The 20467-nt window shown below is 68.2% G+C and carries 18 protein-coding genes; 5 read left to right on the forward strand and 13 right to left on the reverse strand.

Annotated elements, in window-relative coordinates:
• Window positions 1-25: 25 nt before the first annotated feature.
• From SD37_RS22285 to SD37_RS22295, 3 genes are read right to left on the reverse strand one after another with little or no spacing between them, the layout of a single operon-like run.
• Window positions 26-4519 (reverse strand): HAMP domain-containing protein, encoded by a 4494-nt coding sequence (locus tag SD37_RS22285; RefSeq protein ID WP_044852026.1) that lies wholly within the window; start codon window positions 4517-4519, stop codon window positions 26-28.
• Between the two features lie 45 nt (window positions 4520-4564).
• On the reverse strand, window positions 4565-5638 hold the full coding sequence (locus tag SD37_RS22290) for a PAS domain-containing sensor histidine kinase (protein WP_236725079.1): 1074 nt from the start codon (window positions 5636-5638) through the stop codon (window positions 4565-4567).
• Between the two features lie 38 nt (window positions 5639-5676).
• Window positions 5677-6357 carry a response regulator gene (locus SD37_RS22295; protein WP_044852024.1) on the reverse strand — a complete coding sequence of 227 codons (681 nt, stop codon included), beginning with the start codon at window positions 6355-6357 and terminating at the stop codon, window positions 5677-5679.
• Between the two features lie 278 nt (window positions 6358-6635).
• Here SD37_RS22295 and SD37_RS22300 point away from each other — a divergent pair, with 278 nt between their 5' ends.
• Window positions 6636-6923, forward strand: coding sequence for a hypothetical protein (locus SD37_RS22300; RefSeq protein ID WP_044852023.1), 288 nt, complete (start codon window positions 6636-6638; stop codon window positions 6921-6923).
• 12 nt (window positions 6924-6935) lie between these two features.
• Here the strand turns inward: SD37_RS22300 and pspAB are convergent, their stop codons facing one another.
• From pspAB to SD37_RS22335, 7 genes are all read right to left on the reverse strand, one after another.
• Window positions 6936-7505 (reverse strand): PspA-associated protein PspAB, encoded by a 570-nt coding sequence (gene pspAB, locus SD37_RS22305; RefSeq protein WP_418189785.1) that lies wholly within the window; start codon window positions 7503-7505, stop codon window positions 6936-6938.
• 136 nt (window positions 7506-7641) lie between these two features.
• Window positions 7642-8343, reverse strand: a complete 702-nt coding sequence (locus tag SD37_RS22310; protein WP_083255297.1) for a GAF and ANTAR domain-containing protein — start codon at window positions 8341-8343, stop codon at window positions 7642-7644.
• Between the two features lie 185 nt (window positions 8344-8528).
• Window positions 8529-9389 (reverse strand): spermidine synthase, encoded by an 861-nt coding sequence (locus SD37_RS22315; protein ID WP_044852021.1) that lies wholly within the window; start codon window positions 9387-9389, stop codon window positions 8529-8531.
• On the reverse strand, window positions 9389-9760 hold the full coding sequence (speD, locus tag SD37_RS22320; RefSeq protein WP_044852020.1) for an adenosylmethionine decarboxylase: 372 nt from the start codon (window positions 9758-9760) through the stop codon (window positions 9389-9391). Before speD ends, SD37_RS22315 begins: the two co-directional genes overlap by 1 nt.
• Complete coding sequence (locus SD37_RS22325) at window positions 9750-10901, reverse strand: type III PLP-dependent enzyme (RefSeq protein ID WP_044852019.1); 1152 nt, start codon at window positions 10899-10901, stop codon at window positions 9750-9752. The genes speD and SD37_RS22325 overlap by 11 nt, the downstream gene beginning before the upstream one ends.
• Before the next feature lie 44 nt (window positions 10902-10945).
• Window positions 10946-11134: a hypothetical protein gene (locus tag SD37_RS22330; protein ID WP_037304975.1), complete on the reverse strand. Its 189-nt coding sequence runs from the start codon at window positions 11132-11134 to the stop codon at window positions 10946-10948.
• A gap of 140 nt (window positions 11135-11274) precedes the next feature.
• Window positions 11275-12459: an MFS transporter gene (locus SD37_RS22335; RefSeq protein WP_065912927.1), complete on the reverse strand. Its 1185-nt coding sequence runs from the start codon at window positions 12457-12459 to the stop codon at window positions 11275-11277.
• Window positions 12460-12552: 93 nt separating this feature from the next.
• Here SD37_RS22335 and SD37_RS22340 point away from each other — a divergent pair, with 93 nt between their 5' ends.
• The 3 genes from SD37_RS22340 to SD37_RS22350 all read left to right on the forward strand — a co-directional run bounded on the left by SD37_RS22340 (window position 12553) and on the right by SD37_RS22350 (window position 17397).
• Window positions 12553-13056 carry an Lrp/AsnC family transcriptional regulator gene (locus tag SD37_RS22340; protein ID WP_044852017.1) on the forward strand — a complete coding sequence of 168 codons (504 nt, stop codon included), beginning with the start codon at window positions 12553-12555 and terminating at the stop codon, window positions 13054-13056.
• Window positions 13057-13225: 169 nt separating this feature from the next.
• Entirely contained in the window at window positions 13226-15610 is a 2385-nt protein-coding gene (locus tag SD37_RS22345; protein WP_065912928.1) for an ATP-binding cassette domain-containing protein, read from the forward strand.
• A 449-nt stretch (window positions 15611-16059) separates the two neighbouring features.
• Entirely contained in the window at window positions 16060-17397 is a 1338-nt protein-coding gene (locus tag SD37_RS22350; RefSeq protein WP_236725074.1) for an IS1380 family transposase, read from the forward strand.
• A 334-nt stretch (window positions 17398-17731) separates the two neighbouring features.
• Here SD37_RS22350 and ligD read toward each other — a convergent pair whose 3' ends face one another.
• Window positions 17732-18670 (reverse strand): non-homologous end-joining DNA ligase, encoded by a 939-nt coding sequence (gene ligD / locus SD37_RS22355; protein WP_044852028.1) that lies wholly within the window; start codon window positions 18668-18670, stop codon window positions 17732-17734.
• Between the two features lie 73 nt (window positions 18671-18743).
• Between ligD and SD37_RS22360 the strand changes: the two genes are divergently transcribed.
• Window positions 18744-19433: a TetR/AcrR family transcriptional regulator gene (locus tag SD37_RS22360; RefSeq protein ID WP_044852029.1), complete on the forward strand. Its 690-nt coding sequence runs from the start codon at window positions 18744-18746 to the stop codon at window positions 19431-19433.
• On the opposite strand, the gene SD37_RS22365 is transcribed toward SD37_RS22360, so the two are convergent.
• Window positions 19381-19707: a sporulation protein gene (locus tag SD37_RS22365; protein WP_044852030.1), complete on the reverse strand. Its 327-nt coding sequence runs from the start codon at window positions 19705-19707 to the stop codon at window positions 19381-19383. The genes SD37_RS22360 and SD37_RS22365 overlap by 53 nt on opposite strands.
• A 5-nt stretch (window positions 19708-19712) precedes the next feature.
• Window positions 19713-20372, reverse strand: a complete 660-nt coding sequence (locus tag SD37_RS22370) for a GntR family transcriptional regulator (protein WP_037304983.1) — start codon at window positions 20370-20372, stop codon at window positions 19713-19715.
• Window positions 20373-20467 lie beyond the last annotated feature (95 nt).

Below are 20467 nucleotides of genomic sequence, written 5' to 3' on the forward strand. Positions count from 1 at the left end.
TCACGAGACCTTCCGCGGGTGGGCCTCAGTCCAGCAGCCAGCGTTCCATGCAGGCCAGCAGTTCCGCCGCGTCCACCGGTTTGGTGACGTAGTCGCTCGCCCCGGCGGCGAGGCTCTTCTCGCGGTCACCTTCCATCGCCTTCGCGGTCACCGTGATGATCGGCAGGCCCGCGAACTTCGGCATCTCGCGGATCGCCGCCGTCGTCGCGTGGCCGTCCATCTCCGGCATCATCACGTCCATCAGGATCAGGTCGATGTCGTCGTCGGCCAGCAGTTCCTCGATGCCTTTACGGCCGTTGGGGGCGTGGACGACCGACAGCCCGTGCAGTTCGAGCATCCCGGAGATCGCAAAGACGTTGCGGGCGTCGTCGTCGACCAGGAGCACTTTGCGTCCCCGCAATCGCGGGGATCCCGCGGGCGGCTCGGTCGCCTTCGCCTCGGGGTCCCCCGAGGTCATCTCGCGCTGGTGCATCAGCGGGAGGATGCCTTCGAGTTCACTGGCCGAGATGTGCAGCATGATGCGTTCCCGCAGCATGTCGAGCGACGGCAGCAGTTCGACCGGATGCAGACGGGCGTGGCCCTGCAGCAGCCGGTCCTGCGCGGCGCTGAGCTTGCGGCTCGCGTGTGCCAGCACCGGAACCTCGACAGGATCCGGTCCCTCGACAAGACGTTTGAGGAACGACAGCGCGCTCGTGCCGGGAATGCTGGTGTCGAGGACGACGCAGCGGTAGCTGTTGCGGCGCAGTTCCTCGAAGGCCGCGATCGGATCCGACATGGCCCGCACCTGGACCGAGCCGTGGCTGTCGGCGAGGTCGGCGGCGACCCCGCGGGCGAGCAGGGTCAGCAGGCTGTTCTGCTCGCTCTCGACGACGAGGACGCGTCGTTCGGCGGCCGGGGACGCGGAACTGTCCATAGTGGACTCGGTGACGATCTGGGCCGCGGCGAACCGGGCCACCGGCAGGTAGAGGGTGAACGTGCTGCCCCTCCCCAGCACACTGTCCGCGCGGATCTCGCCCCCGAGCAGGTACGCGACCTCGCGGCTGATGGAAAGGCCGAGCCCGGTGCCGCCGTACTTGCGGCTGGTGGTGCCGTCGGCCTGCTGGAACGCGCCGAAGATCGAATCGAGGTTCTCCTCGGCGATCCCGATCCCGGTGTCGATCACGCTGAAGGCCACGAGGGACTCGTGCCCGTCCGCCGACGGCGAGACCAGGGTGTCGACCAGTTTCACCCGCAGCTCGACGCTGCCCGCCTCGGTGAACTTGACCGCGTTCGACAACAGGTTCCGCAGCACCTGGCGCAACCGCTGCTCGTCGGTGAACAGCAGCTCCGGCACGTCGGGCTCCACCGTGACCTGGAAGTCGAGGCCCTTCTCCGCGGTCAGCGGGCGGAACGTCGTGCCGACGTAGTCGAGCAGCTGGCGCAGCGGGAACGGCTCGTGGTGGATGTCCATCTTGCCCGCCTCGACCTTCGACAGGTCGAGGATGTCGTTGATCAGCTGCAGCAGGTCGGTGCCCGCGGACTGGATCACCTTGGCGAACTCGACCTGCTTGGGCGTCAGGTTCTGGGTCGAGTTCTGCGACAGCACCCCGGCGAGGATCAGCAGGCTGGTCAACGGGGTGCGGAGTTCGTGCGACATGTTGGCCAGGAACTCGGACTTGTACTTCGACGCCAGCGCGAGCTGCTGCGCGCGTTCCTCGATCTCCTGGCGCGCCTGCTCGATCTCGAAGTTCTTCACCTCGATGTCGCGGTTCTGCTGCGCCAGCAGTTCCGCCTTCTCCTCCAGCTCCGCGTTGGACCGCTGCAGTTTCGCTTGCTGCGCTTGGAGTTCCTCCGAACGCGCCTGCAATTCCTGTGCCAGACGCTGGGATTCCTCCAGCAGCGAATCGGTCCGCGCGTTGGCGATGATCGTGTTGACGTTGACCCCGATGGTCTCCATCAGCTGTTCGAGGAAGTCCTTGCGGACGGCGGTGAATTCGCCGAACGTCGCCAGTTCGATGACACCGAGGACCTGGTCCTCGAACACGATCGGCAGCACGATCAGCGTGACCGGCGGAGCGGAGCCGAGACTCGACGAGATCTTCACGAAACCCGGCGGGGTCCGGTCGACCACGATCGGTTTCTTGGTGTGCGCGGCCTGCCCGATCAGCGACTGTCCCATCGCGAACTGCGCGGGCAGCTCCGGATTCTCGCTGTGCCCGTAGCTGGTGATCAGCCGCAGCCGGGTGCCGTCCTCGCCGGATTCGGTGAGGAAGAACGTCCCGTGCTGCGCGCCGACCAGCGGGGTCAGTTCGTCCATGATCAGCTTGGCCACCACCCGCAGGTCCCGGTGGCCCTGCATCAGACCGGAGATCCGCGCCAGGTTGGTGTTCAGCCAGTCCTGCTCCTCGTTCGCCCGCGTCGTCTCACGCAGCGACTGGACCATCGCGTTGATGTTGTCCTTCAGCTCCGCGACCTCGCCCTGCGCCTCGACGGAGATCGACCGGGTGAGGTCGCCGGTGGCCACCGCGCTGGTGACCTCGGCGATCGCCCGTACCTGGCGGGTCAGGTTCCCGGCCAGTTCGTTGACGTTCTCGGTCAGCCGTTTCCAGGTCCCCGACACGCCTTCGACCTCGGCCTGGCCGCCGAGCCGTCCCTCACTGCCGACCTCGCGCGCCACGCGCGTGACCTCGGCGGCGAAGGCGGAGAGCTGGTCGACCATCGTGTTGATGGTGGTCTTGAGCTCCAGGATCTCCCCGCGCGCGTCGACGTCGATCTTGCGGGACAGGTCGCCTTGCGCCACCGCGGTGGTCACCTGGGCGATGTTGCGGACCTGGCCGGTGAGGTTGTTCGCCATCGAGTTGACGTTGTCGGTGAGGTCCTTCCAGGTGCCGGCGACGTTGGGCACCCTGGCCTGCCCGCCGAGGATGCCCTCGGTGCCGACCTCGCGCGCCACGCGGGTGACCTCGTCCGCGAACGCCGAGAGCGTGTCGACCATCGTGTTGATCGTCTGCGCGAGCGCGGCGACCTCGCCCTTGGCCTCGACGGTGATCTTCTGGGACAGATCCCCGCGCGCGACCGCGGTCGCGACCTGGGCGATGGAGCGGACCTGGTCGGTCAGGTTGTCGGCCATCACGTTCACCGACTCCGTCAAACCCTTCCACGTCCCCGACACACCCTTGACATCCGCCTGCCCGCCCAGCCGACCCTCCGTACCCACCTCACGCGCCACCCGCGTCACCTCGTCGGCGAACGACGACAGCTGGCCGACCATCGTGTTGATCGTGTCCTTGAGTTCCAGGATCTCCCCGCGCGCGTCGACGCGGATCTTCTGCGACAGGTCGCCTTTCGCCACCGCGGTGGTGACTTCGGCGATGGAGCGGACCTGGTCGGTGAGATTGTCGGCCATCACGTTCACCGACTCCGTCAAACCCTTCCACGTCCCCGACACACCCTTGACATCCGCCTGCCCGCCCAGCCGACCCTCCGTGCCCACCTCGCGCGCCACTCGCGTGACCTCGTCGGCGAACGACGACAGCTGATCCACCATCGTGTTGATCGTGTTCTTCAATTCGAGGATCTCGCCCCGGGCGTCCACCGTGATCTTCTGCGACAGATCGCCCTTCGCCACGGCGGTGGCCACCTGGGCGATCGACCGCACCTGCGCGGTGAGGTTCCCGGCCATGAAGTTCACCGACGTCGTGAGGTCGCGCCAGGTCCCGGCCACCCCGGGAACCTGCGCTTGGCCGCCCAGCGCGCCTTCCGTGCCGACTTCGCGCGCGACGCGCGTGACCTCGTCCGCGAACGACGACAGCTGATCCACCATCGTGTTGATCGTGTTCTTCAGCTCGAGGATCTCGCCCCGGGCATCGACGGTGATCTTCTGCGACAGATCGCCTTTCGCCACGGCGGTGGTGACTTCGGCGATGGAACGCACCTGATCAGTGAGGTTGCCGGCCATGAAGTTCACCGACGTCGTCAGATCACGCCAAGTCCCGGCCACCCCGGGAACCTCCGCCTGGCCGCCGAGCCGTCCTTCACTGCCCACCTCGCGCGCGACGCGCGTGACCTCGTCCGCGAACGACGACAGCTGATCCACCATCGTGTTGATCGTGTTCTTCAGCTCCAGCATCTCGCCTTTGACGTCGACGGTGATCTTCTGCGACAGATCCCCTTTCGCCACCGCCGTCGCGACCTCGGCGATGTCGCGGACCTGACCGGTCAGGTTGCCCGCCATCGCGTTCACCGAATCGGTGAGGTCCTTCCAGGTCCCCGAAACCGACGGCACCGCGGCCTGACCGCCGAGCTTGCCGTCGGTCCCCACCTCGCGCGCGACCCGGGTGACCTCGGAGGTGAACAACGCCAGCTGGTCGACCATCCCGTTGAAGACGACCGCCATCTCGTCCATCAGGACGTCGTCCACCTGGGGCAGTCGCGTGCTGAAGTCGCCGTCCCGAACGGCTTTCAGCCCCTCCAGGAGTCGTTGCAGACCTTCGTCGTTCAGCGTGCGGACGGCGGCCCGCTCGTTCCCCGGCTCCGGCATCGAGGCGCCTCCTTCATTCGGTCCCCAAGGTCCAGGGGAAGACCGTCATCCCCGCACGGTCGCGGGAGCGGCCAGCGGAATCCAGAAGGCGACCGACGTGCCTTCCCCCGGCCTGCCGGAAATCTGGAACCATCCCTGCGCCGCCTCCGCGCGCTCACGCATCGACGCCATTCCGATGTGCCCACCCGACAACGTCTCGGGAGAACTGTCGGCGCCCGGCTTCATCCCGACGCCGTTGTCGGCGATCTTCACCAGCAGCCCGCCGTCCTGTTCGGTCAGCGAGACCACGACGGCGCTGGCGTTCGCGTGCTTCCGGACGTTCACCAGCGCCTCCTGGAGGATCCGGAAAGCGGTGACGACGAGTTCCGGCGGCGGCTTGGCGGTGAAATCGTGCCGCAGCGTGCAGTCCAGCCCCCAGCCGCGGACGACGTCGTCGAGGTAGTCGCGGATGGAGGCGACCAGGTCCTCGTCGTTCAGCGCGGGCGGGCGTAATTGGGCGACCAGGATCCGCAGCCGCCGGATCGCCCCCTGGATCGCGTCGTCGAGTTGCAGCAAAGCGGAATCGCGGCGCTGGGCGGCGAGCATCTGCAGGCGCATGCTCACCGCGATCATCGACTGGATGGAATCGTCGTGAACATCCCACGCGATACGGCGACGTTCGGTTTCCTGTGCCCGCACCAAATGCGTGAACGCCTGGTGATGCCCGCTCCTTTCCTCCTGCGTCCGCTGCCGTTCGGTGAGGTCCCTGGTCACCTTGCCGAACCCGACGAGCGTGCCGACGGGGTCACGCAGGGCGGTGAGCACGGTGTTGGCCCAGAAGCGTTTTCCGCCCCGGCGGCCCCGCCAGCCCTCGTCCTCGTGGCGGCCCATCTCGGCGGCGATCAGCAGTTCCGCGGTGGGCCTGCCGTCGGCGACGTCCTCCTCGGTGAAGAAAACCGAGAAATGACGGCCGAGGATCTCCTTCTCGGAATATCCCTTGATCCGTTCCGCGCCCGCGTTCCAGCTGATCACCTTGCCGTCGACGTCCAGCATGTATATGGCGTAGTCGACGACGCTGTGCACGAACAACTCGAAGAGCACAGCATTGCGGTGATCGGGCGCCGATTCCGATGGCAGCATGGCCATAGTGCAGCTTGGCACCCGAGTGCGTCCCGGCGCTACGGCCGTTCGAGGAGGCCATTCTTACGTGCGTGCGCCACGGCTTCGAGTTTCGAATGGGTTCCGGTCTTCACCAGGATCCGCTGCACGTGATTCCGCACTGTATTCCGCGCGAGCCGCAACTCCTCGGCGATCCGGTCGGTTCCCGCGCCCTCGGCGATCAGGCCGAGCACCTGGCGCTCCCGCAGGGTCAGCCCCGGCCCGAGCGGACCGGAACTCCCGGCCAGCATGGCCAGCGCGCCGCCGAGCAGTTCCGGATCGATGATCACGTCGCCGGCGGCGACGGTGCGGATCGCCGTGACCAGTTCGTCGAGGAGGCCGGACTTCAGCAGCAGCCCGGCTCCGCCGACTTCGAGGATCCTCGCGGCGATGGCACTGTTCGCGTCACCCGTCAGCACCAGCACGCGGCTCGACGGCGAAATCGCGCGGAGCCGCGTGATCGCCTCGATGCCGTCGCCGTCCGGCAACCGCCGGTCGAGGAGGACGATGTCGGGGAGCTGCTCCGCCGCCGCGGCCATCCCGCGGGCGAGGGTCTCCACCGAAGCCACCAGCTGGATCTCGGGGAATTCCTCGAACGCCGCGCCGAGTGCCTCGGCCACCATCTTGTGGTCTTCGACGAGGAGCACCCTGATCGGGGCCGCGGCCGGGGACACGGGCCGCGGGGAGTTCGGGTTCGGCATGCAACCTTCTCCGTCGATCGTGGTCTCGCCGGGACCGGTGTCCGGCGGATTCGCAGAACGGGAGACGCCTAGGCCGTGTCCGGCCGACATTATCCCACCACCGCGGGCTTGCCCGGGCTTTCGACGCCAACCCGTGACACGCCGTACCCATCCGGCGACCGACTGGGGTCTTTGTGCCCTCGATGGCACTACCTTCGGCGGTGACCGGAACGGCCCGCCATACCGCATCGTCGAAGATGGCAATTGCCGGACCGAGGCAGGGAAAGGGTGACCGGGACGTGACCACGAGGATCTGCGAGACCCGCCGCCGTCCCGGCGCGCACGCCGGCGCCCTCCGGACGCTCGTCTCCGCCGAACTCGAGAAGCTGCCGAAGGTCGCGGTGAAGCCCGAAACGCCCCCGCCCCTGCTCGACGACGTCTTGACGACGGTCCGGCGACTCGACGGCGTGGCCCCGGCGGGCGCCGCCGCCGCGCGGCCCCGGCACCGGTATCACTTCCCGCGGTGGAACCCGCGGGACCGGCGCGTGCAGCGGCTGCGCGGCTGGCTCAGCGGTGCGCCCGGCTGACCGGGCGGCCCCTCAGACCGGACGCCACCGGCCGATGTCGGCCTCCATCGGCACGGTCCGGGTCAGCGCCGAGCGGACCTTGAGTTCCAGTGCCCGGTCGCGGCCGCGGCTCCCGCGCGGCGCGTACGGGTAGAAGGTGCCGCGCTCCCGGCGGTAGACCATGGACAGCTTCGGGTGGCGCATGTCCCTCAGCTCGGCGAAATCGACCGTCGTGTGCAGCAGCCAGGCCGCGAAGCCCGCCTGGGCCAGCCTGTCGTTGACATCGACGAGATCGTCGAGCAGCCAGCCCAGATCCCCGTTCTCCCGCCAGCAGCGGACGATCGTCCGCCCGTGCGAGTCGTGGGTGATCACGTTGCGGCGGACGGAGTCCCCCGCGAGGCCCGCGACGATCTCCGCCTCCGTCCCCGCTCCGGGACGACCCTCGGCGACGAAGCAGACCGTCCCCACGCCCGTCGGCGCGAGCCCGAACCCGGACCGGAGGGTCAAGGCAGCCGACCTCAACTCCAGCAACGGAAGCAGGCTCGGGCGTACCGAGCGGTTCCTCCCCAGAAGGCTTCCCAGCAACGCCATGGCTTCACGCATCCTCTCATCTGCGTAAAGCCTTTCCGATGGGGTCCTCGCGCCCTAGGGCCGCACGGTCGCGGGTTCGGCGGGACAAGTCACCGGATCCGGTGACCAACGGCCCTACCGGCAACTGCCGGATACCGTTCGGCAGTTGTCAACCGCCGCGTGACCGGAGGAATTCCTCGCTGTCCACCGTACCGTCGACGACCCCGTGCGCCACGTCCGAAAGCTTCCGGTTCGTACTGCGAGCGAACGCGCGCAGCCGCTGAAAAGCCTTGGAGACACCGACACCGGCACGTTCGGCGAGCATGCCCTTCGCCTGTTCGATGATCACCCGGCTGTCGAGCGCCGTCTGCAACTGCTCCGACAGGGTCCGGTAATGGCGCAGTTCCCGTTGCTGGATCAGGCACAGCGTCGCGACGTCCGCCAGGGCCTGTCCCAGCCGTCGGTCCTCGGCACTCAAAACCGCGGTTTCCGTACTCAAAAAGGTGACCGCGCCGACGGTTTCTTCCATCGCCCGCAACGGGAGCGCGGAAACCGCGGCAAAGCCGAGTCCGGCCATCCTGGCGACATAGCCGGGCCAGCGGGTCACCTCGGCGGAAAGGTCGTCGACGGCGACACCACTCCCGGTTTCGAACGATTCGAGGGCGGGCCCTGCTTCCGCCGCCGGATATCGCTCGGATTTCAGACCGGGAAGGAACACTTCCGCCGAATCGATCGGCAGCAGCCGTACGCATTCACTGGACAACGTGTCCACGACCCGATCCGGTCCCTGGTCCTCCGCGACACTCGCGGTCAAACTCGCGAACGCCGCGCAGACCGCGGATTCCCTGTCCGCCCCCGCGTCCCTCCCCATGAACGCCATCACCGGTCCCGGAGGTTCAGTCGCCTATCCGCGCTTCGCACCGCGCGTCGAATACTCACCCGAGCGATTCTGGCCCGCATGGGGGCACCCGGCAACGACCAGATGGACGATCCTTCATCACGTGGTCACCGAGGTACGACGACCGGGTGATCTCGGTGCGACAACGGGTCAGGTTCTTATTGCCGTCGCAAAGAAAACGGCGGCACGGTATTCGTCAGCAGCGCGTCTTCGTCCATAGTGGACTCGCCGATTCCCGCCTTGCCGATCTTCTCCGCGACGAGGGTGCGCGGATCGTCGAGCACGTCGGCCCGGCCGCTCAGGAACGCCCACTCGTGCTCGTCCGAACCGTAGTAGAGGACGGTACCGAACGATTCGGTGAACCGCCGCCACGACGAGATCAACGTCTGGTTCCGCCACAATGTCGGGCAGCCCGCCTGGCAGCCGACCACTCCCCCGTGGGTGAGCAGCTTCGTGCACCGGGTCAGGAAATCGGTTCCGTACAACCGATTGTGCTGTGCCTCCGGATCATCGTTCTCGTCCGGCAGGTCGATGACGACCACGTCGTAGGCGTCCCCGCGCTCCCGCGCCTCGGCGAGGAACTCCCAGCCGTCGCGGTAATGGACGCGGACCTTCCCGTCCCCGCGCTCGGCACGGGCCAGCTCGCCGGGCGTGTAGCCGTAGGGAAGGTGCTCGGCACAGGCCCGCACCGCCTCGGCGTCGATGTCGACGTGGTCGACCACCCCGGCCCCCGCGGCGACCGCGAGGTGCGAGGCGACCCCTTCGCTGGAGCCGATGATCAGCACCCGCTCGACCCGGTCGGCGAGCAGCAGCGACGGGATCATCAGCGCCTCGTGGTAGACGAGCTGGCTCAGTTCGGTGCTCTGCCGTTCGTCGTCGCAGAACAGGGAGATCCCCTGCGCCGTCCGTCCGATGAGGACGTTCTGGAACGCGGTGCGCCCTTCGAAGAGCACCTCCTCGACGTCCCAGTGCCGGGTGAGCCCCGGCCCCATCGGCTCGGCGATCCGCCGCTGTGCCATCAGCTCTCTCCTCGTTCCACAGTGGACATCCGGACGGTACCAGCGCCCAGCAGCTTGGCCAGCAGGGCGACGGCCCGCTCCGGATCCGCCCGGTCCCCGCAGGTGAACACGTCCACGAACACCGCGCCGATCTCCGGGTAGGTGTGCACGGACGCGTGCGATTCGGCCAGCAGCGCGAGCACGGTGACCCCCTGCGGGGCGAAGGAATGCGACACGACCTCGCAGACCGTCGCCCCCGCCTCGGTCACCGCGTCCGCGAGGGTCTTCTTCAGGAATGCGGGATCGTCGAGCAGCGCCGGTTCGATCCCCTCGAACTCCGCGAGGACGTGGCGGCCGGCGAACCGGCCGACGAGTGGCACTTCACCCGGCATCGGCGAACCTCCCCACACAGTAGGTGCGCAACGGCTCGATTCCGTTGAAGGCGACGGACGAATAGCTGGCGGTGTAGGCACCGGTCCCCGGGATGTCCAGCAGGTCACCCGCCCGCAGGGACATCGGCAGGGCACAGGGCGTCCGCTGGTACAGCACGTCGTCACCATCGCAGGTCGGCCCCGCGAGGACCACCGGCCCTTCCGGTCCCTTGACGCCGACGGGCTCCAGCCGATACGCGACGGCTTCGTTCTCGCACTCGGCCATTCCGTTGTACCTGCCGACGTCGAGATAGACCCAGCGGCGTTCGTCGGTGGCGGCGCGGGTGGTCACCAGGACGACTTCGGTCCGGATGAGCCCGGCGTCGGCGACGATCACGCGGCCCGGTTCGAGCAGGAGTTCCGGACCCGGCCCAGGCAGGTGCTCTCCGAGGGCGGCGTGGATCACGGCGGCGTAATCCGCCAAGGACGGCACGGGTTCCCGGTGCTCGGTGGCGAACCCGCCGCCGATGTTGAGCCTTGTCAACTCCACACCCGCGTCGGCGGCGACCTTGGCCGCGGTCGCGACGCCGATCTCCCAGGCGGCCGGATCCGGTTGCTGCGAGCCGACGTGGAACGCGATGCCCGGCCGCAGCCCGGCGTCGACGGCCCGGCGGAGCAGCGTGGCGGCCACGGAAGGCTCACAACCGAACTTGTGGCCGAACGGCGTGACCGAATCCGGGCCACCGGTCAGCAGCAAGCGGATCGAAACCAGCGAACCGGGCGCGTACTCGGCCAGATTCGCCAGATCACCGGCGGAGTCCGTGGTGAATTCACGAACCCCGCGCGCATAGGCGAACGCGATGTCCGACGGCTTCTTGATCGTGTTGCCGTAGGCCAGTTCCGCCGCTTCCGCGCCCCGGGACAGGCACAGCTCGATCTCGCCCGTGCCCGCGACGTCGAACCCCGCCCCCGCCGACAACACCGCGTCGAGCACCTCGGGAGCGGGATTCGCCTTGACCGCGTAGCGGATCAGGGCGTCCGGGAACACCGCCGCGACCGCGGCCGTCCGCGCCGCGACCAGGTCGGTGTCCACGACCAGGCAAGGCGTCGGCGGTTCACGATCCGCCAGGAAGGCGCGGATCCGGTTCAGGCTTTCGGTCACGCGCCCCAGGGTGTCAAAGGCCGATCACGCGGGCGGAACCCGGGTCACGCCCGCGCGTCACCCGAGGCCTGCTCCGGCAGTTCGACGCCGTGCTCGGCCGCGAGCCGCTCCAGGTTGGCCAGATCGGCGCCGACGGCGGACGCACGGTCCTCGTCCGATTCCCGCTTGGCGATCCGGACGTCTTCCCTCGCCTGCCGTACCCGGTCCCGCAGATTCACCGCGAACTCGCTCATCGTGCACCCCCTCTTCTCCCGCACCTTGTCTGTCTTCACCCTAGGACCCTCCGAATTCGTGGCCGACGTGATCTGCGTCATCACGGGCTCGTTCGTGGTCGGAATGAAGCAGTATGACGGCATCGCCGAGGTTTCGCAGATCAGCGGAGACCGGCTTTTTCACCGGGGGCGGCGACGTGCGCCCGGCGGCCGAGCACCGCGAGCGGGGCGAGGGCGCAGAGTCCGCCGGCGATGGCGACCAGAACGTATCCGCCCAAGTCGAACAGCTGCCCGGCGAGCAGGCTGGCCGCCGCGGACGTCCCCCAGACGAAGGCGTCGACCGTGCCCTGCGCCCTCGCCCGCTGCGCGGGCGGGAGGTCACGGCTGAGCATGCTGCTGCCGCCGACGAACACCAGGTTCCAGCCGTAGCCCAGCAGGAACATCGCGACCGGGATTCCCACGTGATGCGAATCGGGGGCACCGATCGCGGTCACGGCCGCGACGGTGAGCGTGCCGATCCCGCCGAAGATCGTGGCGCGGCCGCCCCAGCGGTCGGCGATCCAGCCGGACAACGGCGCCAGCGCGAACATCCCGATCAGATGCGCGCTCAGTACCCAGCCGACGACGTCCAGCCCCTGACCGTGCCGGTGCAGCTGGACCGGGGTCATCGTCATCACCGCCACCATCGCCAGCTGCGCGCCGACCATCGCCACGAGCGGGCCGAGGATCAGCGGATCCCGCACGGACATCCGCTCCCGCCTCGGCACTCGTTCCGCCGGGGCGGCGAGACCGCGCGGCAGGGCGGCGACGGCGAGTACCGCGATGGCCACGACGATCGCGCCCGCCACGAGCGGACCGGACAGGGCAGGCAGATCGGCGGCTTCCGCGCGTGCCGCGGCGGGTGCGATCAGGGCGGGCCCCGCGATCGCGCCGACCGTCCCCGCCCAGACCATTGTGGACAATGCGAAACCCTTGCGATGCTCGGGAGACAGGTCGGCGGCCGTATAGCGGGAAAGCTGTGCCCCGCTGTTGCCGAAGCCGATCAGAGGCATCCCCGCCACCAGGGCGAGTACGGATCCGGCGAGGGCACCGGCGAACGAGATCAGCGCGCCCGCGACCGCGGTGCCGTACATCAGCACCAGGACGAGGCGCCTGCCGTAGCGGGCGGCCAGTGCGCCCGACGTCAGCGACCCCACGGCGGAACCGAGCACCAGCGCGGCGTTCGGCAGCCCGCTCCAGGCGGCACCGGCATCCTCGACCACGATCAGCGCCGCCGTGGTGGACAGCCCGACGACCGCGGTGCTGAGGCAGGCGACGCCCATGAAGAGCGCGAACATCGGTTTCATGATTCAAACCTAAGGAATCCGGGCGCCCCGGCGAATAGGCTGACGAAGGCGTCGCGGCGATGCGAGGCGCATCATGAAAGGAATCCGGGCGCGATGACCTTACGATCGGAAAGGCCGCTGGACGAGCTCGACTGGCGGCTCGTCGAGATCCTTCAGAGCGACGGGCGGCTCTCGTTCAAGGAACTGGGCCGCCGGGTCAACCTCTCCGCGCCCGCGGTCGCCGAACGGGTCCGGCGGCTGGAGGAGACCGGGGTCATCACCGGGTATCGCGCGCAGGTCGACGCGCGCCGCACCGGTTACGAGCTGCAGGCGTTCGTCGAGATGCGCTGCTCGCTGGGCAGTTGCCTGCTGCGCACCAGCAAGTCGGAAGACTATCCGGAAGTGGTCGAACTGCATCGGCTCAGCGGTGACCGCTGCACCATGCTGAAGGTGCGGGCCGTGTCGCTCGAACATCTCGAAGGCCTCTTCGAACGGCTGGGCAAACACGGCGAGCTGAGGTCTTCGGTAGTGCTGTCGACGCAGTTCGAAGGCAGGCCGGTCGGGCCTCCGGTCGAGGATTACCTGAAGGCCACGAAGAGCGAGGGCTGGAGCGTCTGAGGCCGGTCAGGAATCGAGAAGCGACGGCGGCCGCCGTTCACCTAACGTGATCATCGTCGCGGACGGACCGCACGTACGAAGAGGATGAACGGCTCGAAACTGGTTAGATCGAGGCCGGTGAGGCCGACCGGTGACCGCGTGGGCGGAGCGCCTCAGAGATGGAGAAACGATGAGCAGGACCACGAAGGCGCAGAAGCCCGAAGAGCACCCCGCCGACAGCCACGACCTGATCCGCGTGCTGGGCGCGCGCGAGAACAACCTCAAGGACGTGGCCGTCGAGCTGCCGAAGCGGCGACTGACGGTGTTCACCGGTGTCTCCGGCTCGGGCAAGAGCTCACTGGTCTTCGACACGATCGCGGCCGAATCGCAGCGGCTGATCAACGAGACCTACAGCACCTTCGTGCAGGGCTTCATGCCGACGCTGGCCCGCCCCGAGGTCGACGTCCTCGACGGCCTGACCACCGCGATCATCGTGGACCAGCAGCGGATGGGCGCCGACCCCCGCTCCACGGTCGGCACCGCCACCGACGCCCACGCGATGCTGCGCATCCTCTTCAGCCGGATCGGGAAGCCGCATATCGGCTCGCCGCAGGCGTTCTCCTTCAACGTCGCCTCGATCAGCGGCGCGGGCGCCGTGACCGTCGAGAAGGGCGGCCGGACCACGAAGGAACGGCGCGAATTCAGCATCACCGGCGGGATGTGCGCGCGCTGCGAAGGGCGGGGCACGGTCAACGACATCGACCTCACCGCGCTGTACGACGAGAACAAGTCCCTCAACGAGGGCGCGCTGGCGGTCCCCGGCTTCTCCATGGAGGGCTGGTTCGGCCGCATCCTTCGCGGCTGCGGCTTCTTCGCCCCCGACAAGCCGATCAAGAAGTACACCAAGCGGCAGCTGGACGATCTGCTCTACAAGGAACCGGTCAAACTCAAGATCGACGGCATCAACCTGACCTATTCGGGTCTGCTCCCCACGATCCAGAAGTCGTTCCTGTCCAAGGACAGGGAGGCGATGCAGCCGCATATCCGCGCGTTCGTGGACCGGGCGGTCACCTTCACCACCTGTCCCGAGTGCGACGGGACCCGGCTCAGCGAGGCCGCGCGGTCGTCGAAGATCAAGCGGATCAACATCGCCGACGCGTGCTCGATGCAGATCAGCGACCTCGCCGAATGGGTCCGCAAGCTCAAGGAGCCGTCGGTCGCGCCGCTGCTGGAGAAGCTGCTGCACACCCTCGACTCGTTCGTCGACATCGGGCTCGGCTACCTCTCGCTGGACCGGCCATCGGGCACGCTCTCCGGCGGCGAGGCGCAGCGCACCAAGATGATCCGCCACCTCGGCTCGTCTCTCACCGACGTCACCTACGTCTTCGACGAGCCCACGATCGGCCTGCACCCGCACGACATCCAGCGGATGAACAACCTGCTCCTGCAGCTTCGCGACAAGGGCAACACGGTACTGGTCGTCGAGCACAAGCCGGAGACGATCGCCATCGCGGACCACGTCGTCGACCTCGGGCCCGGTGCGGGTACGGCGGGCGGGACGATCTGCTTCGAGGGCACCGTCGAAGGCCTGCGCGCCAGCGACACCAGCACCGGTCGCCACCTCGACGACCGGGCGACGCTCAAGGACAGCGTCCGAACCCCCACCGGCAAACTGGAGATCCGCGGCGCGGACCGCCACAACCTCCAGAACGTCGACGTCGACATCCCGCTCGGCGTCCTCTGCGTCGTCACCGGCGTCGCTGGCTCCGGCAAGAGTTCGCTGATCCACGGCTCGATCCCCGCCGCCGAGGGCGTGGTCTCGGTCGACCAGACGCCCATCCGCGGTTCGCGGCGGAGCAACCCGGCCACCTACACCGGCCTGCTCGAACCGATCCGCAAGGCGTTCGCCAAGGCCAACGGGGTGAAGCCCGCGCTGTTCAGCGCCAACTCCGAGGGCGCCTGTCCGAACTGCAACGGCGCCGGCGTCATCTACACCGACCTCGGCATCATGGCGGGCACCGCGACCACCTGCGAGGAATGCGACGGCAAGCGGTTCCAGGCTTCGGTGCTGGAGTACACCTTCGGCGGCAAGAACATCAGCGAGGCGCTCGCGATGCCGGTGTCGGAGGCCGAGGTGTTCTTCGGCGAGGGTGAGGGACGCATCCCGTCCGCGCACGCCATCCTCAGCAGGCTCAACGACGTCGGGCTCGGTTACCTCAGCCTCGGCCAGCCGCTCACCACGCTCTCCGGCGGTGAACGGCAGCGGCTGAAGCTCGCGACGCATATGGGCGACAAGGGCGGTGTCTACGTCCTCGACGAGCCCACCACCGGTCTGCACCTGGCCGACGTCGAGAACCTGCTCGGCCTGCTGGACCGTCTCGTCGACGCCGGGAAGTCGGTGATCGTGATCGAGCACCACCAGGCGGTCATGGCGCACGCCGACTGGATCATCGACCTCGGCCCCGGAGCCGGTCACGACGGCGGCAAGATCGTCTTCGAGGGCACTCCGTCCGACCTCGTCGCGACCGGTGCGACGCTCACCGGCGAGCACCTGGCGGCCTACGTCGGCAAGTAACCCCCGCCCTCGACCTCCCGCATTTCGTCCTCTAAATGCAGGGCGCGACGGCGCGCAGCACTCGTGGCCGTGGGTCGTGCGGGGCTGAAGGGGCCTTTCCTCTCATCGCATGCGGCGAAGGGCGCTTTCCTCGCATGAGATGAGGGGAAAGCGCCCTTCAGCCCCTACCGAAATCCCAGACCACGGTCCGTGAAGGCCCCTTCCTTACCCGGAAGGTCAGGGCCCGGCAAAGTCGCAGAGGTGCTGGTCCGTGGACGGCGACCGATGTGAGGGGTGTGTGGATTTAGGGACGTTGAACCTGGATCCACCGGTGTTGTTGGCGGGGTTGACGTGTCGTGGGCGCGCAAATGCCCTCTGGCTTGGGATGATTGTTCTTGCGACGAAACAAATCCACCTAGCGAGAGGGCATCTGCTGGATGCGATCTTCTCATACCGCCGGATCGGTGTCGGTGAGGTTCGATGATGCGGGTCTCGTGTCGTGCGCGGGGCTGGTCCCGGTGCTGCGGCTGGCCGAGGACATCGGCCTGGGCGGCCTGATCGAACAGCGGGTTGACCTGGGGATCCCGGTCGGTGCGAACACGGACGCGAAAGCACTCTCGGTCGTGGCGGGCATGGTCGCCGGCGCGGACTCAATCGAGGACCTGGACGTGATCCGGCATGGCGGGATGCGCCGGTTGTTCACCGGTCTCCGCGCGCCCTCGACGTGTGGGTCGTGGCTGCGCGGGTTCACCCACGGCCACGTCCGTCAGCTCACCTCGGCCGCCTCCGAGGCTCTGATCCGGCTGGCCGGGCGGGTGCCGTCGCTGCTGGCCGGCGTCGAGCAGCTGGCGTTCATCGATATCGATTCCAAGATCAAGGAAACCTACGGTCACGGCAAACAGGGCAGCGGGTTCGCCTATAACGGGATCCGCGGCCTGAACCACCTGATCGCCACCCTGTCGTCCCCGGTCTGCGCGCCGGTGATCCTGACCGCCCGGCTGCGCGGCGGGAACGCTGATTCCCGCCGCGGAGCGGCGTCGATGATCACCGAGGCGATCGGTCTCGCCCGCCGGTCCGGCGCGACCGGGACGCTCGTGGTCCGCGCGGATTCAGCGTTCTGCACCGGCCCGATCATCACCGCGATCCGCCGGACGGGCGCCTCATTCTCGGTCACCGCCCAGAAAAACGCGGCGGTGATGGCCACGATCAACGCTATCGGCGACGACGACTGGGGCCAGGTCGCTTACCGGCACCCGATCCCCGACCCCGAGACCGGTGAGTGGATCACGCACGCGGAGATCGCCGAAACAGTCCACACCGCGTTCACCAATGCCACCACCAACCCGGGCCAGATCACCACCGCGCGGCTGATCGTGCGCCGCACCCCGAGATTCACCACCACCGAGCAAGGCGAGCTGTTCCGCACCTGGAACTACCACGCCGTGTTCACCGACACCGGCTTCGACCTGCACACCGCCGACGAGTACCACCGCAAACACGCGATCATCGAACAGGTCTTCGCCGACCTCAACGACGCCGCCCTCGCCCACTTCCCCTCCGGCCGCTTCGCCGCCAACCAGGCCTGGCTCACCCTGGCCTGCCTCACCCACAACCTGCTCCGCGCCACCGGCAGCCTCACCAGCATGTTTCACGCCAAAGCCCGCACCGCAACCCTCCGCCGACATCTCATCACCATCCCCGCCCGCATCACCCGCACCGCCCGCCGCATCACCCTGCGACTACCAGCCAACTGGCCCTGGCAACACCACTACCAAGCACTCTTCACCGCAACACACCAAAGACTCTGACCCCCACCCCAACAACCAGGACCACAGTGGACACACCGGATGAGACGTCCGGCACCCCACCCTGCCACCAGCGAAAACACAAGATCGACAACATTGGCGAGATCAACACCCGCATCCACCGGTGGATCCAGGTTGAACGTCCCTAAATCCACACCCCCCTCACTAGCGGTAACACTTGCGCGCCGCCAGCCACACCGAGTGCCTTCACGGGCTCCAGGCTGCGGTGAGTGTTAGGGCTGGTGGTCAGTGCTGCGCTTGTGGTCCGGGTGTGCCGGGTTCTGGGAGCAGGTCACCGGTCCTGGCCACCCGCGTTTAGTCCTCTGGATGCGGGAGATCAGTCGGCGTCGGCTTCGAGGCCGTCGCGATCGGCCCATTCGAGCAGGGTGTCGAGCGAGTACTTCGTGTCGTCGATGCCCGCGTGCAGGTCGCCGAGTTCGGCGAAGCGCGCGGGCACGGTCGCGATGGTGAAGTCGCGGGGCTCGACGTCGTCGATCTCGTCCCAGGTGATCGGGGTCGAGACGACGGCTTCGGGCACGCCGCGGACCGAGTACGCGCTCGCGATGGTGTGGTCGCGGGCGTTCTGGTTGTAGTCGACGAACAGTTTCGAGGGATCGCGGTCCTTGCGCCACCAGGTGGTGGTGACCTCGTCGGGCATCCGGCGTTCGACCTCGCGCGCGAAGGCGAGCGCCGCCCGGCGTACCTCCTGGAAACCCCACCGGGGTTCGATGCGGACGTAGACGTGCAGACCGTGCCCGCCAGAGGTCTTCGGCCAGCCGGTGATGCCGAGTTCGTCCAGGATCTCGCGGACGGTGCCGGCGACCTTCCGCACGGTCGAGAACGGGCAGTCGGGCATCGGGTCGAGGTCGATCCGCCACTCGTCCGGGCGTTCGGTGTCGGCGCGGCGGGAGTTCCAGGGATGGAACTCGACCGTCGACATCTGCACCGCCCAGATCACGTCGGCGGGATGGGTGACGCAGAGTTCGTAGGCGTGCCTGCCGGACGGGAAGTCGACGCGGACGGTCTGCAGCCACTCCGGCGCCCCGTTCGGGACGCGTTTCTGGTGGACCTTCTCCCCCGAGACACCGGACGGGAACCGGTGCAGCATGCACGGCCGCTCCCGCAACGCACGGACGATCCCGTCGCCGACCGCGAGGTAGTACCGGACGAGATCGAGCTTGGTCTCACCCCGCGCCGGGAAGTAGACGCGATCCGGGTTCGAGACGCGCACCGTCCGGTCACCGACCTCGATCTCCACCGCCGAGCTTTTCGCCATGAAGGGAAACTAACCCGAAATCCGGCGGTCCGCGTCCGCTCGGCGCGGATCGGCGCTCTGCCAGGATGGCGGCATGGCATCCCGGACCCGCGCGGAGGCACTGAGCCGCGAGCGCATCGTCGAGGCCGCCGTCGCGCTGCTCGACGCGGACGGCGAACGCGGGCTCACCTTCCGGACGTTGACCGAACGCCTCGCCACCGGCCCCGGAGCGATCTACTGGCATGTGGCGAACAAGGGCGAACTGCTCGCCGCCGCGACCGACTCCGTCATCGCGGGCGCATTGACCACCGAAGCGGTCGGAAGCTCGCCCGAGGACGAGATCCGCGCCGTCGCGCTGGGCCTGTTCGAGGCAATCGAGCGGCACCCGTGGCTTTCCCCGCAACTCGCCCTTCAGCTCTCCCGCAGCCCCTGGGGCTCGGTGACGCCGCGGATCTTCGAAAGCGTCGGACAGCGGGTCAGCGCGCTGGGCGTCCCCCAGGACACCTGGTTCACCGCGACCTCGGCACTGGTGCACTACATCTTCGGCGCCGCGGCCCAGAACGCCGCGAACTCCCGGGTGCTCGGATCCGGCGTGGACCGCGCCGAATTCCTCCGCGCCGCGGCGAACGCGTGGGAAGAACTCGACCCCGGCGAGTACCCCTTCCTCCGGTCCATCGCCGGAGAGGCCCGTGATCACGACGACCGGGAACAGTTCCTGGCCGGGGTCGATCTCATCCTTGCCGGGATCGCCGTCGCCGGGCCCGGTGGATCGACGCGACCATGATCGCGAAGACCGCGCCGAGGAAGGTGACGTCCACGGCGGGCACCCAGCGCACGTCCCCGCCCTTGAGCACGTACGCGCCGACGGGGCGCGCGGCCAGGATGAAGCCGCCGCCCTCGCCTTCCTTGCCCTGTTCGGTGCCGTGTCCGCCGCCTCCGCCGCCGATGACGCTCGCGGCGGGGATCATGACGACGCCGTCCTTCTCCACGGGTTCGCCGTAGACGCGCCGGACGGTGAGATTGTCACGCATGGCTCCGGTGACCTTCTCGAGTCCCATCGCGATCAGCCCTCCTGAGGCAGTACGGACATCACTTCCGAGACCGGGCGCAAATGCTCCTCCAGCAACCGCGACGCCTCTTTCGCGTCGTGGTCGTTCAAGGCGGCGACCAGTTCCCGGTGTTCCGCGTTGATCACCGTCAGCCTCTCAGGCCGGGCCTCCAGCGCGCGGACCGTGACCCGTTGCTGCCGCGAGCGGAGCGTGTCGTACAACTCGGTCAGCACCGAGTTGCCGGCGGCGTTCACGATGGCGCGATGGAAGCGGCGGTCGAACCCCGAGACGGCGAACCAGTCGTGTTCGGCACCGGCGCGCACCATCGCTTCGATGAGTTCCGGCAGTTCGGCGGGCGCCCCGGCGCGGTTCGCGCAGAGCGCCGCGATGGCGTGGCCTTCGATGAGCCGCCTGCTCTGGTAGACCTCTTCCAGCTCCCGCGCGGTGACCGTGCGCACCTGCGCGCCCTTGCGCGGCAGGAGACTGATGAACCGTTCGGCGGCCAGGCGGTGGAACGCCTCGCGTACCGGCGTCCGCGAAACGCCGACCACGCCGGAAACCCACATCTCGTCGAGGAAGCGGCCGCCTTCCAGCTCGCCTGAGATGATTCCGTCGCGCAGCCACGTATAGACCCGTTCGCGCGCCGGGCCGCCCCCTTCGGCGGTCGCAGTCATCCCGTCCCCCTCTATGCCGGTTACTGTCCGCGACAGAGCCTACACCTGGACCAGTCAAGTATCCATCATGTATACAAGAGTTCCACGTCTTGGAA

Source organism: Amycolatopsis orientalis (assembly GCF_000943515.2).
Taxonomy (GTDB): domain Bacteria; phylum Actinomycetota; class Actinomycetes; order Mycobacteriales; family Pseudonocardiaceae; genus Amycolatopsis; species Amycolatopsis orientalis.